This window comes from Sporosarcina sp. FSL W7-1283, assembly GCF_038003105.1.
In the GTDB taxonomy this organism is placed as follows: Bacteria; Bacillota; Bacilli; order Bacillales_A; family Planococcaceae; genus Sporosarcina; species Sporosarcina newyorkensis.
Genome location: NZ_JBBOOL010000001.1, coordinates 3,524,450 through 3,539,404 on the forward strand (window position 1 = coordinate 3,524,450; position 14,955 = coordinate 3,539,404).

At 42.2% G+C, this 14,955-nt stretch carries 15 protein-coding genes; 5 read left to right on the forward strand and 10 right to left on the reverse strand.

Going from position 1 to position 14,955, the window contains the following annotated elements; all coding sequences use genetic code 11:
- Positions 1-45: 45 nt before the first annotated feature.
- On the forward strand, positions 46-369 hold the full coding sequence (locus MKY93_RS18430) for a YbjQ family protein (RefSeq protein WP_009498940.1): 324 nt from the start codon (positions 46-48) through the stop codon (positions 367-369).
- A gap of 46 nt (positions 370-415) precedes the next feature.
- Positions 416-1,378 (forward strand): alpha/beta fold hydrolase, encoded by a 963-nt coding sequence (locus tag MKY93_RS18435; RefSeq protein ID WP_340760639.1) that lies wholly within the window; start codon positions 416-418, stop codon positions 1,376-1,378.
- A gap of 38 nt (positions 1,379-1,416) precedes the next feature.
- Here MKY93_RS18435 and MKY93_RS18440 read toward each other — a convergent pair whose 3' ends face one another.
- Both MKY93_RS18440 and MKY93_RS18445 read right to left on the reverse strand, forming a co-directional pair.
- Complete coding sequence (locus tag MKY93_RS18440) at positions 1,417-1,845, reverse strand: DUF1801 domain-containing protein (protein ID WP_340760640.1); 429 nt, start codon at positions 1,843-1,845, stop codon at positions 1,417-1,419.
- 16 nt (positions 1,846-1,861) lie between these two features.
- On the reverse strand, positions 1,862-2,056 hold the full coding sequence (locus MKY93_RS18445) for a YwbE family protein (protein ID WP_009498944.1): 195 nt from the start codon (positions 2,054-2,056) through the stop codon (positions 1,862-1,864).
- A gap of 191 nt (positions 2,057-2,247) precedes the next feature.
- On the opposite strand from MKY93_RS18445, the gene MKY93_RS18450 reads away from it, so the two are divergent.
- The 3 genes from MKY93_RS18450 (at position 2,248) to MKY93_RS18460 (ending at position 6,588) form a co-directional block, all read left to right on the forward strand.
- Positions 2,248-2,688 (forward strand): YtoQ family protein, encoded by a 441-nt coding sequence (locus MKY93_RS18450; protein WP_078818297.1) that lies wholly within the window; start codon positions 2,248-2,250, stop codon positions 2,686-2,688.
- A 170-nt stretch (positions 2,689-2,858) separates the two neighbouring features.
- A complete protein-coding gene (gene pstB / locus MKY93_RS18455) occupies positions 2,859-3,674 on the forward strand; it encodes a phosphate ABC transporter ATP-binding protein PstB (protein WP_445683499.1) in 816 nt (271 codons plus the stop codon).
- A gap of 94 nt (positions 3,675-3,768) precedes the next feature.
- On the forward strand, positions 3,769-6,588 hold the full coding sequence (locus MKY93_RS18460) for an ATP-binding protein (RefSeq protein WP_340760641.1): 2,820 nt from the start codon (positions 3,769-3,771) through the stop codon (positions 6,586-6,588).
- A gap of 201 nt (positions 6,589-6,789) precedes the next feature.
- Here the strand turns inward: MKY93_RS18460 and MKY93_RS18465 are convergent, their stop codons facing one another.
- The 8 genes from MKY93_RS18465 to rocF form a co-directional block, all read right to left on the reverse strand.
- Complete coding sequence (locus tag MKY93_RS18465) at positions 6,790-7,155, reverse strand: response regulator transcription factor (protein WP_009498948.1); 366 nt, start codon at positions 7,153-7,155, stop codon at positions 6,790-6,792.
- A gap of 15 nt (positions 7,156-7,170) precedes the next feature.
- The gene (locus tag MKY93_RS18470; RefSeq protein ID WP_040759911.1) at positions 7,171-8,790 is read right to left on the reverse strand and encodes a diguanylate cyclase; all 1,620 of its coding nucleotides are present in this window, start codon (positions 8,788-8,790) and stop codon (positions 7,171-7,173) included.
- A 129-nt stretch (positions 8,791-8,919) separates the two neighbouring features.
- On the reverse strand, positions 8,920-10,269 hold the full coding sequence (gene glmM / locus MKY93_RS18475; protein WP_040759912.1) for a phosphoglucosamine mutase: 1,350 nt from the start codon (positions 10,267-10,269) through the stop codon (positions 8,920-8,922).
- A 53-nt stretch (positions 10,270-10,322) separates the two neighbouring features.
- Positions 10,323-11,666, reverse strand: a complete 1,344-nt coding sequence (locus MKY93_RS18480) for a CdaR family protein (protein ID WP_009498951.1) — start codon at positions 11,664-11,666, stop codon at positions 10,323-10,325.
- Positions 11,659-12,495, reverse strand: a complete 837-nt coding sequence (gene cdaA, locus MKY93_RS18485; protein WP_009498952.1) for a diadenylate cyclase CdaA — start codon at positions 12,493-12,495, stop codon at positions 11,659-11,661. Before cdaA ends, MKY93_RS18480 begins: the two co-directional genes overlap by 8 nt.
- A 158-nt stretch (positions 12,496-12,653) precedes the next feature.
- Positions 12,654-13,289, reverse strand: coding sequence for an anti-sigma factor (locus MKY93_RS18490; protein ID WP_340760642.1), 636 nt, complete (start codon positions 13,287-13,289; stop codon positions 12,654-12,656).
- A gap of 12 nt (positions 13,290-13,301) precedes the next feature.
- Entirely contained in the window at positions 13,302-13,865 is a 564-nt protein-coding gene (sigW, locus tag MKY93_RS18495; protein WP_009498954.1) for an RNA polymerase sigma factor SigW, read from the reverse strand.
- Between the two features lie 181 nt (positions 13,866-14,046).
- Positions 14,047-14,952 (reverse strand): arginase, encoded by a 906-nt coding sequence (gene rocF, locus MKY93_RS18500; RefSeq protein ID WP_009498956.1) that lies wholly within the window; start codon positions 14,950-14,952, stop codon positions 14,047-14,049.
- Between the last annotated feature and the right edge of the window lie 3 nt (positions 14,953-14,955).

A 14,955-nucleotide genomic window follows, 5' to 3' on the forward strand; every position in this document is an offset into this window, starting at 1 on the left:
CTTCACTTTCATAACGTATAAATACAAACAAAAGGAGGAGATTGTATGTTACACACGACAACAAATACTTTACAAGGAAGAACAATACAAACATATCATGGGATTGTATCAGGAGAGACGATTATGGGAGCGAATATTGTACGTGATATTTTTGCATCTGTCACAGATATCGTGGGCGGACGCAGCTCTGCCTACGAAGGCAAACTGACAGAAGCGCGTGAAACTGCTATTGAGGAGATGTCTGAAAAGGCTCGTCGTATGGGAGCGAATGCAGTGATTGGCGTGGATTTAGATTTTGAAATGGTGCGTGAAGGTATGATGATGTGTATTGCGACTGGAACTGCTGTTACGTATCGCGACGGGGAATAACCATCAAATAGTTTGCCGCTCTGGATAATTTATTGGAGGCGACACGTTGAGGAAAGTTGGTAAATTTATGATGATCATTGCTTTAACTTTGATTGCTAGTTTTTTAGTACTCATTGGTATCAGTCATGTGAATCACCAAGCAAAACTCAAAAAAGAGAACGAGAAATTTATTCCAACTGGCGTGTTGATAGAAGTGAACGATCATAACATACATGTGTATACGGAAGGTACCGGGAAAGAAACCTTGGTATTTTTATCGGGCAGCGGTACGAGTTCGCCGACGTTGGATTTCAAGTCACTGTATTCATTATTAAGCGATACACATCAAATTGCAGTTGTGGAAAGAGCCGGTTATGGATTCAGTGAAATAACGGATTCGCAACGTGATATAGATACGATTCTGTCTGAGACGAGAGAAGCTCTATTTCAGGCTGGAGCGGAGGGGCCTTTCATTTTATTGCCCCATTCTATGTCAGGAATTGAAGCATTGCATTGGGCACAGATCTATCCGGATGAAGTAAAAGCCATCATTGGTTTAGATATGGCCGTCCCCGGCGTGTACGAACAGATGAAAATCAATATGCCCCTAGTTCGATTAGGTAAGCTGGTTGCGGATATCGGTGCAACAAGATGGTTTCCTGCATTATCTCAAAGTGACGCGATGAGGTACGGGACATTGACGGAAGATGAGAAAGAACTATATGAGGTGACCTTCTACCGAAGGACCGCCACTCAAAATATGCTCAATGAAGTCATTGAAATTAAAGACAATGCGAAGCGTGTACAAGAAAGTTTGCCTGTTAATATTCCGATGCTGTTGTTTGTATCGAATGGGCAAGGTACTGGCTTGGATAAGAGTAATTGGGTCGGTTTTCAAAAAGATTTTGTTGCCGATCAAAGCAATAGTAAATTGATAGAATTAAACTGCTCTCACTACGTTCATAACATTGAATCTATACAAATAGCTGAGGATTCCACACGTTTTATCGAGATGATGAACAACCGGTAGGAATATAAAAAAGAGAGGTTCAATTGCCTCTCTTTTTCTCATCTCTGTTCTTTCGGATAAAGCTCCTGTAAAAACGTAACAGATTGCCGAATCAGATCTTTCAGCACTTCCACATCGATATCCAGCACTTTATTAATATAGACGCACGCCTTGCCGCTCGTATGCTTGCCGAAACTCTCTAGTAACTGTTCCCGTTCAGGATCACCTGTTGCAAAGTATAGGCTGATCTTGGCTTTACGCGGAGAAAACCCCACGAGTGGTGCTTCCCCTTCATGGCCCGTTTTATATACATAATGATAGGAGCCGAACCCGATAATGCTAGGTCCCCACATCTTCGCTTCATGACCCGTGGTTTCAGTAAATATATCAAACAAGCGGTACGCATCCTCTCGCTTTTTCAGATTCTCCACTCTCTCAATAAATTCAATTACACTATCGTCCGTTTCCTTCGTCTTCAACTCATACATGAGAATTCAGCCCCGTTCATCCCAAAATTTCTGCCACTCGGCCGACTTGTCCATCCTCTAACCGCACTTTAATCCCATGCGGGTGAAAGCTTGAATTAGTCAATATATCCTTAACGACCCCCTCCGTTTTCACACCGCTTCGCTGATCCTTTTTCAAGATGACTGCTACCTGCAGCCCTGGCTTGATGTCCGCTCGATTTTGTCCATTCATAAATTAAACCGCTCCTCTTTTTATTCAGTGTACCATAACCAATTCCCCTTATACTCGTATTGGTCTCTTACATGAGCTAGAAAATTTAACAGTAATGAAGGACCTTCACACGCCTCACTTTCAAGTACTTCTAATGAAGGAAGGTAAAATGCATGATACAATAAAGTCTATCAAACTAGGAGGGGATAAGTATGCGATTAACAGTATACCTAGCTGGGGAGATTCACACGTCATGGCGAGATGAGGTCAAGCAGCAGGCAGAAAAACTGCAGCTGCCGGTCGATTTCGTCGGTCCGATGGAAGTTCATGACCGCTCGGATAACGTCGGGGAAGAAATTTTAGGGGAACAGCCCGATCCAATTTTTAAAGATGCCGCTGCTTCAAGCTTCAACAACTTACGTACCGAAATCTTAATGAAGAAATCAGACATCGTTATTGCTTTATTCGGTGAGCAGTACAAGCAGTGGAATACCGCAATGGATGCGAGTGCAGCCGTTGCATACGGCAAACCACTCATTTTAATTCGTCAGAAAAACCATCATCACCCATTAAAAGAACTATCACGCAAAGCTCATCTAACGGTTGAATCTGTCGAACAAGCCGTCCGCGCTTTGCAGTATATTTTTGAATAAAACAGGGAAGCAACCACGACTGGTTGCTTCCCTGTTCATTTATTTTTAATAAGTTTTTATAAGCACCTCCTCACTCATCGCATCTTTACAAACTCTTAACACACCCTTCACACTCACTCAACACATCTCCTGTACAGTAAAGTTAACGAACAAATGGAGGTTTTCGACAGATGGTACTAAAAGAGCGGATTGAAGAACCGAAACTTCGCGTGATGAATAATGCAAACTGGAATAAGCCGGTGTATCAAGCAGATAAATTAAATCTTTGGTATGGAACGTCACATGCACTTAAAAATTTGGATATGACGATTCATGAAAAAGAAGTGACGGCGATTATCGGTCCTTCCGGATGCGGTAAATCCTCTTTTCTCAAGACGCTAAATCGGATGGTGGAACTGCAAGCAGAAGTCCATATTTCCGGCACATTGACATTCATGGAGGAAACCATTTTCTCTCCTGCACTGCCCGTTGAGCTATTGCGCACGAAGGTCGGTATGATTTTCCAAAAGCCAAATCCTTTTCCTAAATCTATTTTCGAAAACGTTGCATTCGGTCTGAAAATTCAAGGGATCCGTCAAAAGGATGTAGTAGAACATGTTGTAGAAGATAGCTTGCGTAAAGCAGCATTATGGGATGAAGTGAAAGACCGACTGCAAAAGCCTGCAATGAGTCTATCGGGTGGGCAGCAGCAACGTCTGTGCATAGCCCGCGCGTTAGCTGTTTCCCCTGAGGTGTTGCTGATGGATGAACCAACTTCTGCCTTGGATCCGATCTCTACTCATAAAGTCGAGGAACTCATCACTCAACTCAAACAGGAAGTAACGATTGTCATTGTGACGCATAATATGCAACAAGCTTCCCGTATTTCTGACCAGACTGCGTTTTTCTTAAATGGAGAAATGATTGAAATGAACTCCACTCCAATTATTTTTGAGCGTCCAACCGATTCATTGACGGACGATTATATCAACGGTCGCTTCGGTTGATTAATTGCGTATTTCTTCTGCAAATTCCAACTGCCCTTAAACTACTTCAGATGGTAGAATAGATGTATAGAAGCAGTCAGGAAGGGGCAGCCGAATGTCGCGTAAAAGAGGGATTCGCCAGCAATATATTAATGTATTTCTCGTATCATTGTTAATCGCAGTGATCGGCATGGGCAGTATGTATAAATACGTCAAAAATTCTTGGACAGATTTGGAAGAGGCACGTCAAGAATCCTTTGAAAAGGCTCAATTGGTAGAGCTTATTTCGAATTCTATCCAGGACTTATTTTTTCGTATCCGCGGGTATTATTCATTCCAAATAGAAGGTGAACTGAATGGTGCATTTCAGGCATTTCAGGATATCCATACCTATTCACGTCAATACAAATCACTTTCTCTTAATGCAGAAGAACAAAAGATGATTGGAGAAATCGATAACTTTCTAACAGAATATGAAAATGGGACGTTTCCAAAAGCTATCCAACTTGTTGCAGATAACGACTACGAGGGGTTGCGTGAACTTGCAAAAAACGGATCAAATTTATCCGTAAATCGCTTCATCGAATATGCTAATGAGTATAATCTAAATGCGCAAGAAGAACTTTCCCAGTCTTATGCTCAAACGAAAAAACAAACCAATGTTTTCTTTTTACTTATCACCTTACTCAGTTTCGCTTTTTTGCTTATTCCAATCTACATGGTTTGGAATGTAATAAATCGGGTAGTACGCCCAGTAGAAAAAATCACCTACGCAGCGGATCAATATGAAACCGAAGGCAAAATACTTTTCCAACCCATTACTAGAGAAGATGAAATAGGTGCTTTATCTCAAGCTATTCATAAGATGATGCAGCGCATCCAGACGAACGAACAGGAACTACTTGCTCAGAATGAAGAATTGATCTCTCAGCAGGATGAGCTGTTCAATCGACAGACAAAAATGGAATATGCCCTGTCTGAAGCACGCTTTTCGCGTGTTCGCTTGGAACGATATAACGGTCTCAGTCATTTACTATCGCTTTCATTGGATAAACAAGAAGTCTGTGATCAAACATCGGATTATCTCGACACAATCTATCAATCGGATCTCAGCTTCCTTTGGTTCCCAAAAAGTAATGTCTCTTCGCTGAAAGGCATGTCTGAAAAATTCTTTGAAGAGGTCAAACAAGAGCGGATGGAATACATAAAGCTTCGACTTGAAAAAGAGCCTTACTTCGTGATCAAACGGGAGGCGGATTATGAGAAAGGCGTTGCAGGAAATACGACGTTCGTTTATGATTTCGTGGCGGGTATCTACAATTCTGAAAACGAATTAAACGTTATCTCCATACTTTCTCGTATTGGTAAACCCTTCACTGAAGACGATCAAACAGACCTTTATGGATTGCTTAGAAGAATCGCGATCTCAGTGGATCGGATTGAACAATACGAATTGATCAGCCATGAACGTCAGCTTAATCAGAACATCCTAGACAATATTAATGAAGGAATTCAGTTTGTTTCCAGCACTGATGAAGACGATCAGTACAATGCCGCCCTATTCGAACTGCTGGGCATGGAGCATAAGAAATGGCCCAGAGACAAATGGACAGAATATTTCTTACAGCGAATCAGTGAGCCCGAACAATACAAAAAGTTTTTGAATGAAGCGCTTGATCCGGAAAATCAGGAATTCAGAAATTATTCCTATATTGTTTCGCTGCCATCCGCAGAATCACGCGTCATGAACGTCTACAGTGTACCGATCGTCATTCAAGGAGATAAAGTCGGTACCATCTTCGTGCATCGGGATATGACACACGAGCATGAAGTGGACCAAATGAAGACCGAACTGGTCTCTACAGTTAGTCACGAACTACGCACCCCATTGTCTAGTATTCTCGGTTTTTCCGAGTTGTTGCTGAATAAGGAAATGGACGAAAAACGAAAAAAACGTTATTTAGAAACTATTTATAATGAGGCTACACGCTTGACTGCACTGATCAATGATTTTCTGGATCTTCAACGCATGGAATCAGGCCGACTGGCTTACACGGTAGAAGAAATATCTTTAGTCGATCTTATGCGGCAAACAGTGGATAATTTAGAGACCCAATCCTCATTGCACAACATCAAGATCCAAGATATTACTTGTGCCTCTATGGTTGCTGCCGATCGAGATCGAATGATTCAGGTTTTCACGAATATACTTAGTAATGCCGTTAAATTTTCTCCAAACGGCGGTGATGTAAATGTGACATTATGGAATCAACAGGATTCAATCATCCTGTCGATTACAGACCAAGGTATCGGAATCCCTAAAGAAGACATCAGTCATCTTTTCGAGAAATTTTATCGATTCGATAATAGTTACAGCAGGAAAATAGGTGGTACAGGTCTTGGTCTGTCCATTTGCCAAGAAATCATAAAAGACCACAACGGGCGAATCTGGATAGAATCAGAAGAGAACGTAGGTACGACGGTATTTATTACTCTTCCCCTAAAACAGCAATTGCCAACGGGGCCTGTCAATTTAGACAAGCCACTTGTGAATGTAGTAGAAGACAACGTCAATATTGCATTGTTATTGGGAGAGGAATTGGCAAACAACGGATTTTCAGTGATCCATCATTCAACAGTGGACCAAGCGTTTAGTTGCATGCAAAGAATGCAGCCAGCCGCTGTCGTAGTAGATTTAAAATTAAGCGGCAATGAAAATGGCTGGGAGTTGATTAGAAAGATGAAAGAACAGAAGGAAACTGCTTCTATCCCAGTCATCATCTCTTCGTCTTTGGAAAAAGAGCCACAGCTGATGAAAGAATTTAAGATTGAACATTATCTAACAAAGCCATACTCACTTCAGGATCTATCTTCGACACTCATGGAAACTGTCCAGCGTGCAGACGGCAGGATTTTATACCCTGACAGCGAGTAAAAAATGAGCTGTTCGAGAAGTCATTTTGACTTTTCGGATGGCTTTTGTTTTGTATACGAAAGCTTTTTATTTATTCTAAGTATACGCATTGTTGCGGAAGGGGTAAGGTGGTCTGCTGCTCCCTTTTCCAGCCGTGCAAAAAAAGGCTGTCACTTCAAAGACAAAATATCTTCCAGCGACAGCCTTTTTTATGATATTGATTCAGAAAATCGAGTTCAGTAATTCAACCAGCTCATTCGGACTAAAAGGCTTGGGGACAAAATACGCAGCCCCTCTTTCTATGGCTGCCTCCTGATCTTCCCGCTGCGCTTTTGCTGTCAGCATGATCACAGTAGTGTCGAGCTGGAGCGGTTGTATACGCTCCAGTACTTCCAAACCCGTCATATGAGGCATCATATAATCCAGAAGAACGGCATCATACTGATTTTCTTGGATTTTCCGCAATCCTTCCAGCCCATCCTCTGCCTCGTCGACTTGAAATCCCGCGAATTCTAATGTATCTGTCAGCAGCATACGTAAAATTTCTTCATCATCTACAACCAACACTTTCTTCTCTGCATATGACATGGCGCGGTCTCCCTTCTATTCTCTCTTATCAAACAAACGATTGGCCAATTTTTCAATACGACCTAGTACGTCTGCCGGCTGAAACGGCTTGATAATATAGTCGTCCGCCCCTAACCATAGCGCTGCTTTAATATCGTTTGCACTCTTTCTTGCTGTCATCATTGAAACCGTCACATTTGTTTTGGCGTGGTCGCTTTTTAAACGGCTCAACACTTCTAGCCCATCCATTTTCGGCATAACACCATCCAACAACACTATAAAGTAGTCATCTGGCGTATACCAGTCATCTTCGAGAAAAGCCGGACCATCTGAATAGGTCTTTACAGTAAACTCAATATCAGGTGATTGCAATTCCAGCAAAGTTTGCTGAAGAATTTGCCGAATAAATGAGTCATCGTCTACAATAATGACCATCAACTTCCGCTTGACCATACGCTTTCGCTGATCATACAGGATGGTTCGGTTCCTGCCTGTCCGCTTTGCTTCATATAACGCTTGATCTGCGGCTGAAATTAGCTCTTCTGTATCACCCTGATAGTCAGCACTGCCAGCTGAAAATGTCACATTGAATGATTGGTCGCCTGAATTGAAGGAGAGTGGATTAAATTTATTGCGAATGCGCTCCACTACATGAACCGCCTCATCTGCTTGGAGATTAACGAACAATAAGGCAAATTCCTCTCCGCCATAACGGAAAACATAGTCACCCTCGCGTTTTTCATCATGGAGAATTTCACCGAATTTCCGTAATACATCGTCACCTGCTGGATGCCCATATAAATCATTCACTTGTTTAAAATGATCTAAGTCTACCATCACTAAAGAGAATGTTGTATCTGACTGATCTGCTTTTTTCGCAAAGTTATTAATGACTTCATCGAAATAGCGACGATTACCAATACCCGTCAGACTATCTGTAATAATACTGCTGCTAATTGCATGTTGTCGTTGCTGCCGATTAAACAAATAAGGGAAAAAAATGTCCATATCAAACGGCTTTGGAATAAAGTCCATAGCCCCTCTTCGATAACTCTCAATCTCGTTTTCTTTAGTAGCCTGCTCGCTAGTGAGAGCTACCATCGTATTTTTCTGTCTAGCCGTATCTGCAATTTGATCAAGAACTTCAAAACCTGACATATCCGGTAATTTTGTATCTACAAGTATTATACTCGGCCGCATGGAATAAAACTGCTCGATTCCCCGCTTGCCGTTCAATGAAATAATTACTTGGGCGCCCATTTTCTCAAGCAGTTCCTTTAAGTAAGAAACAAACTCTAAATCGTCATCAATAATTAAAATAAATGTTTCTTGATCTAATTGATTAATGTAGCAGTCCGGTAATTGGAATTCTTCTTTTTTGACAGCTTCAGAGCCATCAAAATGAGAACGAATACGATTTTTCAAGTTTTCCAATGATGACACAGGAATCTTCTGATCATTGGAAGAAGACAAGATTTCTAGCTGAGATGCACAAAAAAGAGACAACTGTTGTAATTCAATCGTTCCGGACGTTCCTTTAAGCTTATGGAGGAAGTAATACAATTCGCGCTCTGTTAAGCTACCTCTTGCTTCCCAATCCTTAAAGATGTTCTCCGTTCGTTGCGCCAACATATCCTGGTACTTTTTTTGGTTCATTTCCTTCCCCCCTCGTCCATCGGAAGCATTTCCCCATCGATTCATAATCAAGTTCCTTTTATCTATTTCCCTATATGAAAATGAAGCTGGAAACACGTATATGCCTGTTTCCAGCTTCATTGACGTTACTTATTCCAAACCCATTTCCTCTTTCACTACGAATGAAATCCGTTCCGCATATTCTGCGCATTGTTCTTCCGTCGTCGCTTCTACCATCACTCGTACGAGTGGCTCTGTACCTGATGGGCGTACAAGCACACGTCCTTGCCCAGCCATTTCCCGTTCGACTTCATTGATGACGCTGACGATACGGATGTTCTCCATAACCGCATGTTTATCGACCACTCGGATATTTACAAGTTTTTGGGGATATACTTTCATTTCACTGGCCAAATCGGATAGTTTTCTGCCTGTTTGCTGCATGATATTAACTAATTGTAATGCCGTGAGCAGACCATCGCCTGTCGTATTATAATCCATGAAGATGATGTGGCCCGATTGTTCTCCGCCTAAATTATAATGATTTTTGCGCATTTCTTCCACGACATATCGATCACCGACAGCCGTTTGTACACTTTTCATTCCGCACTCTTCCAACGCTTTATAAAACCCTAGATTACTCATCACAGTAGAAACGATCGTGTCCGCTTTCAAACGACCCTTGCTATGTAAGTATCGGCCTACAATAAACATGATTTGATCGCCATCTATAATATTTCCTTTTTCATCTACTGCGATGAGACGATCTCCATCTCCGTCAAATGCCAAACCGATATCTGCGTTCTTTTCAATAACCAAGCCTGCCAATGTCTCGGGATGCGTTGATCCAACACCGTCATTAATATTTAAGCCGTTCGGAGAAGCACCCATTGTTGTCAAATCGGCATCGAGATCAGCAAATACATGTGTCGCCAATACGGAAGTAGCTCCGTGTGCACAATCCAACGCAACGTGAATTCCTTCAAAGTCTTCATCCACAATTTGTTTTAAATACTGGATATATTTTTGTCCGCCTTCAAAGTACTCTGTTATCGTTCCTACCTGTCCACCAATTGGACGCGGTAACTTGTCTTCCTCTTCATTCAGCAGCTTTTCAAATTCTGCCTCTTGCGCGTCGGTCAATTTAAAACCGTCCTCGCCAAAAAACTTGATGCCGTTATCCTCTACAGGATTATGAGAAGCCGATATCATAACTCCAGCTTGTGCATTCATCACTCTTGTCAGATAGGCGACGCCAGGTGTACTGATAACGCCAAGTCTCATGACTTCCGCTCCTACTGACAATAATCCTGCGATCAAAGCATTTTCAAGCATAGCCCCAGAAATTCGAGTGTCTTTTCCCACAAGAATTTCTGCCTTTCCTTCTACATCTCTTGTGAGTAAATATCCGCCAATTCTACCTAGTTTAAACGCAAGTTCTGGTGTCAGTTCGGTATTTGCAATACCTCGGACTCCATCTGTACCAAAATACTGTGTCATTTTAAATTCTTCCTTTCGATCATATCCTAATTGGATCACTGGTATTACGAATCTCAAGCTTTCGTTTTTGCTTCGACAAGTTGTACGTCAAATACGGCACTTCGAACTGCCAATTTCCATGAAATTTCTTTAGGTGCCTCTACAAGTAAAGGCCCGGAGACTTCACCTTCCGCATTTACATTGGCTGCATCAATATATACCGCTATATCTGTTTGTTTCAATCGTTCGACAACGGCTTTATCCCCTGTTACTTGTAACGACACATTGCCGTTGGACGGTTGCTTAATAGAAGCAGTATAAATGGGATCAAGATTTCTGACTGATATTGGGATGTCCGTAATTTGCTGTGTTACTTGCGCAGTGGTCGGGGTGGTCGGGGGTGTCTCGGCTTCAGGTTCTTCCGTATCCCCCATTGTTACTTCTTCCTCCACCGATTCTTCGCTCTCATCAGACTTTGTTGAATCGCCAGATACTTTAACTTGTACTTTTATTTTATTCGGTGTCACTTTACTGACGCCTTCTGGCTTTTTAACATCCACTTCGAACTTACCAGATTTACTCACTTTCGAAAGATCGACCTCTACTGGTATTTCATTAATGGCCTCCACTGCACTTTTTGCACCGTATACACGAACCAATTCATCTACTGGTGTCAAGCTTTCAATTGTCAGCTCATCTGCCGCTTTTCCCTTCCGAATTAACTTTACCGGTACCTCACGACTGTATTCCTGTACATCCACCTTGACTGTCACTTCTTCTGGATCTAATAAAACAGACATTTTATTCAAGTCTCGGTCCAAAATACGAACCCGTGCCTTTTGCTCAAAAGACTTATTCAAATTGTTGTCGCCAGTTACCGACACTTTCACAAAACTGATGGCTTCCACAATACTCTTTGCACCTGTCACGCTAATAGTAGCCGGTTGAACTTCTATATTTTTCACTTCATAACCTTCCGCAAGTAATCTTGTATTCATTTCGGGATCTACGCGGAATGATTGTGTCACTTTCTCTTCAATATTGACATGCACGGTTGCGGGATCCAAACGAACGTCCAGCTTGTCGGATAAGTTCTCTGCTTGGATCCGTACAGTATGTTCTCCCAACGTCAAATTTTGCAAGTCCAACTTCAATGTGAAATCTTTCAGCACTTTTGTTGTCTGCACAATATTGGCAGGCCCTTCAATTGTTAAATTGACCATTTCCGGAACGCCTGTCACGACTAGGTTTTCTGTATCATAATATACCTCTACCGGAACATCTTGAATGAGAGCGACAACATCATTTGCTGTATTGCGGCTCGTTTGATCTTCGGCTTTTACTGTAAAAAACAGCATAATAGCCAAAAACAGAGCAATCAGACGCAGAGACCAGGGGCTGTCCATGAATTTATCCATTTTTTCTCTTCCCCCACTTCCATAGAGAAGTATCCGCTTGACCGACTTCGCTTCCAAACCATGAAATCCTTAATAACTTTTCAAATTCATCCATGTCTAAATGACGGTTGATATCCCCGTCCACCGTTAAGCTGACGGCACCCGTTTCCTCAGACACAATAATCGTTACGGCATCTGTCACTTCGCTGATGCCAAGCGCAGCACGGTGTCGCGTACCAAGTTCCTTCGAAATGAACGGGCTTTCAGATAACGGCAAGTAACAGGCTGCAGCGGCAATGCGATTTTTAGTTACGATAACCGCACCGTCATGCAACGGAGTATTCGGAATGAAAATGTTGATCAGCAATTCGGATGAAATATGCGAATTCATCGGGATACCCGTTTCAATATATTCGCTTAAACCCGTTTCTTTTTCAATTGTAATTAAAGCACCGATCCGGCGTTTAGCCATATAACTGACTGATTTGCTGAAGGCACTCACTAAACGGTCGCGTTCCTCTTCTTCCTGCATAGCAGTGCGTGCAAACAGTCGACCTCTCCCTAATTGCTCCAAAGCCCGGCGTAGTTCTGGCTGGAATATAATAATTGCGGCTAAGAAACCCCATCGGAGAACTTCTTCCATCATCCATTGAAGTGTCTTTAATCCCAGCCATTCGGTAAGGTAACGTCCGATCAAAATAACGAAAATACCCTTCAATAATTGGACGGCTTTCGTTCCTTTAATAATTGTAATTAATTTATATAGTACAAACCAAACAAGAAGCACATCCACAATATTTTTCAGAATTTCCATTGGTGCTAATGTTGTTACCTGCTCCAAAACCGGCATGTGCTTCCCCTACCTTTTACAAAAGTTCTTATTCATCTAGTATAGCATAATTTCCAGCTAACATGCCTATCTAAAGGGTGTCCTACTATTCGACAAACGACAAAAAAGTGATGCAAGAGCTTTGCTGCTCACATCACTTATCAAAACTATCAATAAAACTATTCGTTGTTCGATTTGTCATCTTTCGAAGAAGGAATAACCTCTTTCGCGACAGATTTTATTTTATACCAAAGCCAATCAAACACTTCATCGATCTCTTCACTCGACCCTGTAATGACAGCCGTTGAAGCCATGTATTTCGAACCGCGGATGACTGTAACATCGCCATCCACTTCGCCTTCAATTCGAAGATCACCATTTTTCACAACTAAATCACCCTTTACAACCTCGCCTGCGGGTACGATGACTGTTTCCCCTTCGACTATGATATTAGGCTGTTTTGTAAATGAAAATTGCTGTTCGTTTTCAAAGCTTGAGAAAAAAGATGCACTCATCAGAATAAGGAATAGTGCTGCTGCTGCCATCATCGGATGCTGCCGCAACCACTTTTTAGGTCCTTTTTGTTTGATGGGTTGCGGTAATCTCGCCATAACATTATTGGAAAATCCAGACGGCGCCTGTACTGTTGCTACATTCTCAAAGAGCGTCTCCGTCTGCTCTAATTCTTCCATCAACGCCTTGCAGTCTTCACAAGACTCCAAGTGTTTTGTTAAAATTTTTTCTTCTTCACTGCTAATTTCTCCATCTAAAAACGCATGCATATAATGGACAACATGTTTAGGACATTTTTCCATGAATCCAACCTCCTACATACTCCCCATTTGTTGCCGAAGTGCTTCTCGTCCGCGATGTACTCGCGTCTTGACTGTGCCTAGAGGCATCTCCAAAATGTCGGCGATTTCCTGCAACTGTAGGTCTTCCATATATCGTAAAATGATTATCGTACGGTATTTATCGGGCAGCCTGCTTACTTCATACTGAATACGGTCTTTCATTTCCATCTTTTCCACTTCTTCTTCTGGTAAACGCTGATCTGCAGCAATTTGCGAATACATATCTAAGCCTTCTGTTCCTGGTACCTGGGCATCCAAGTAATAATCCGGTTTTTTCTTACGGATTCGGTCAATGCATAAATTTGTAGCAATGCGATAGAGCCAGGTCGAAAACTTCCGCTTTTGATCAAACGTCTCCAAATTGACATAGGCACGTACGAATGCTTCCTGCGCTATGTCCTCTGCTTCTGCAGCGTTATTCAGCATACGGTAGCATACTTGATACAACCGATGTTGAAAATGAATGACAATTTCCTCAAAAGCATCTTGATTGCCATTCAACACTTCTTTAACTCGTTTTGTAATCAATTCATCCATTAGGCTTCACTCTCCGCTCCATGCGGCTGTCCCTCTATATACGTTAGAAACTTCATTTGGTTTCATTTTTTCTCCACTTTTTTGTGTCCTCTTCTACTTTATCATTTTTACACCGTAAAATGATAAAAAGTTTACAGCTAAAAAAGTGACGGAAGCCTTTATCGGCTTTCGTCACGTCTGATTACAATAATTTTTCACCGAATAACGAACCCATCAGGGCGACTGCGACGTCTGCAGTCTTATTGTATTCATCAAGCACAGGATTGACTTCAACGAATTCTGCCGAAGTGATGACTTTTGCATCTTCAAGTAACTCCATCGCCAAGTGGCTTTCACGGTACGTGATACCTCCTGGGACCGGCGTCCCTACGCCTGGCGTATAAAGAGGATCTAAGCCATCCAAGTCCAGAGATAAGTGAACACCATCAACTTGACGGGTTGAAAAGTATTCAAGGGTTTGCTGAATGACGGCAGACATGCCGTAGCGATCAATTTCATGCATAGTGAATACTTTTACGCCTTGTTCTTTAATTAATTTCCGTTCTCCCGGGTCTAATGCACGCGCACCGATAATGACAACGTTTCTCGGATCAATTTTCACACCATCCCGATGCACATTAACCAAGCGCTCATGTCCAAGACCCATGCTGACCGCAAGCGGCATTCCGTGTATGTTACCTGAAGGCGAGGTTTCACGTGTATTCATATCTGCATGTGCATCATACCAAATGACACCAAGGTTTTTGTAGTGATCCGCTAATCCTGCGAGTGTGCCAATCGCAATGCTGTGATCCCCGCCAAGTACTAAAGGAAAATGATTATCCGCTACGATATTCGAGACCGCTTCAGCCAACTTAACAGTTGCAGCCGTCACTTCTTCCAAGTTTTTCAGCCCAGCTTCAGAACTTGTTTTTTCATGTACAGCTGATATTACTATATTGCCTTGATCCATTACCTGATGGCCTAATGCACGTAACCGCTCCACAGCTCCCGCGTACCGCATCGCACTCGGTCCCATATCCACTCCACGTCTGCTCTGACCAAGATCTATAGGTACACCGATCATCGAAATATCCAGATTGCGCATAGC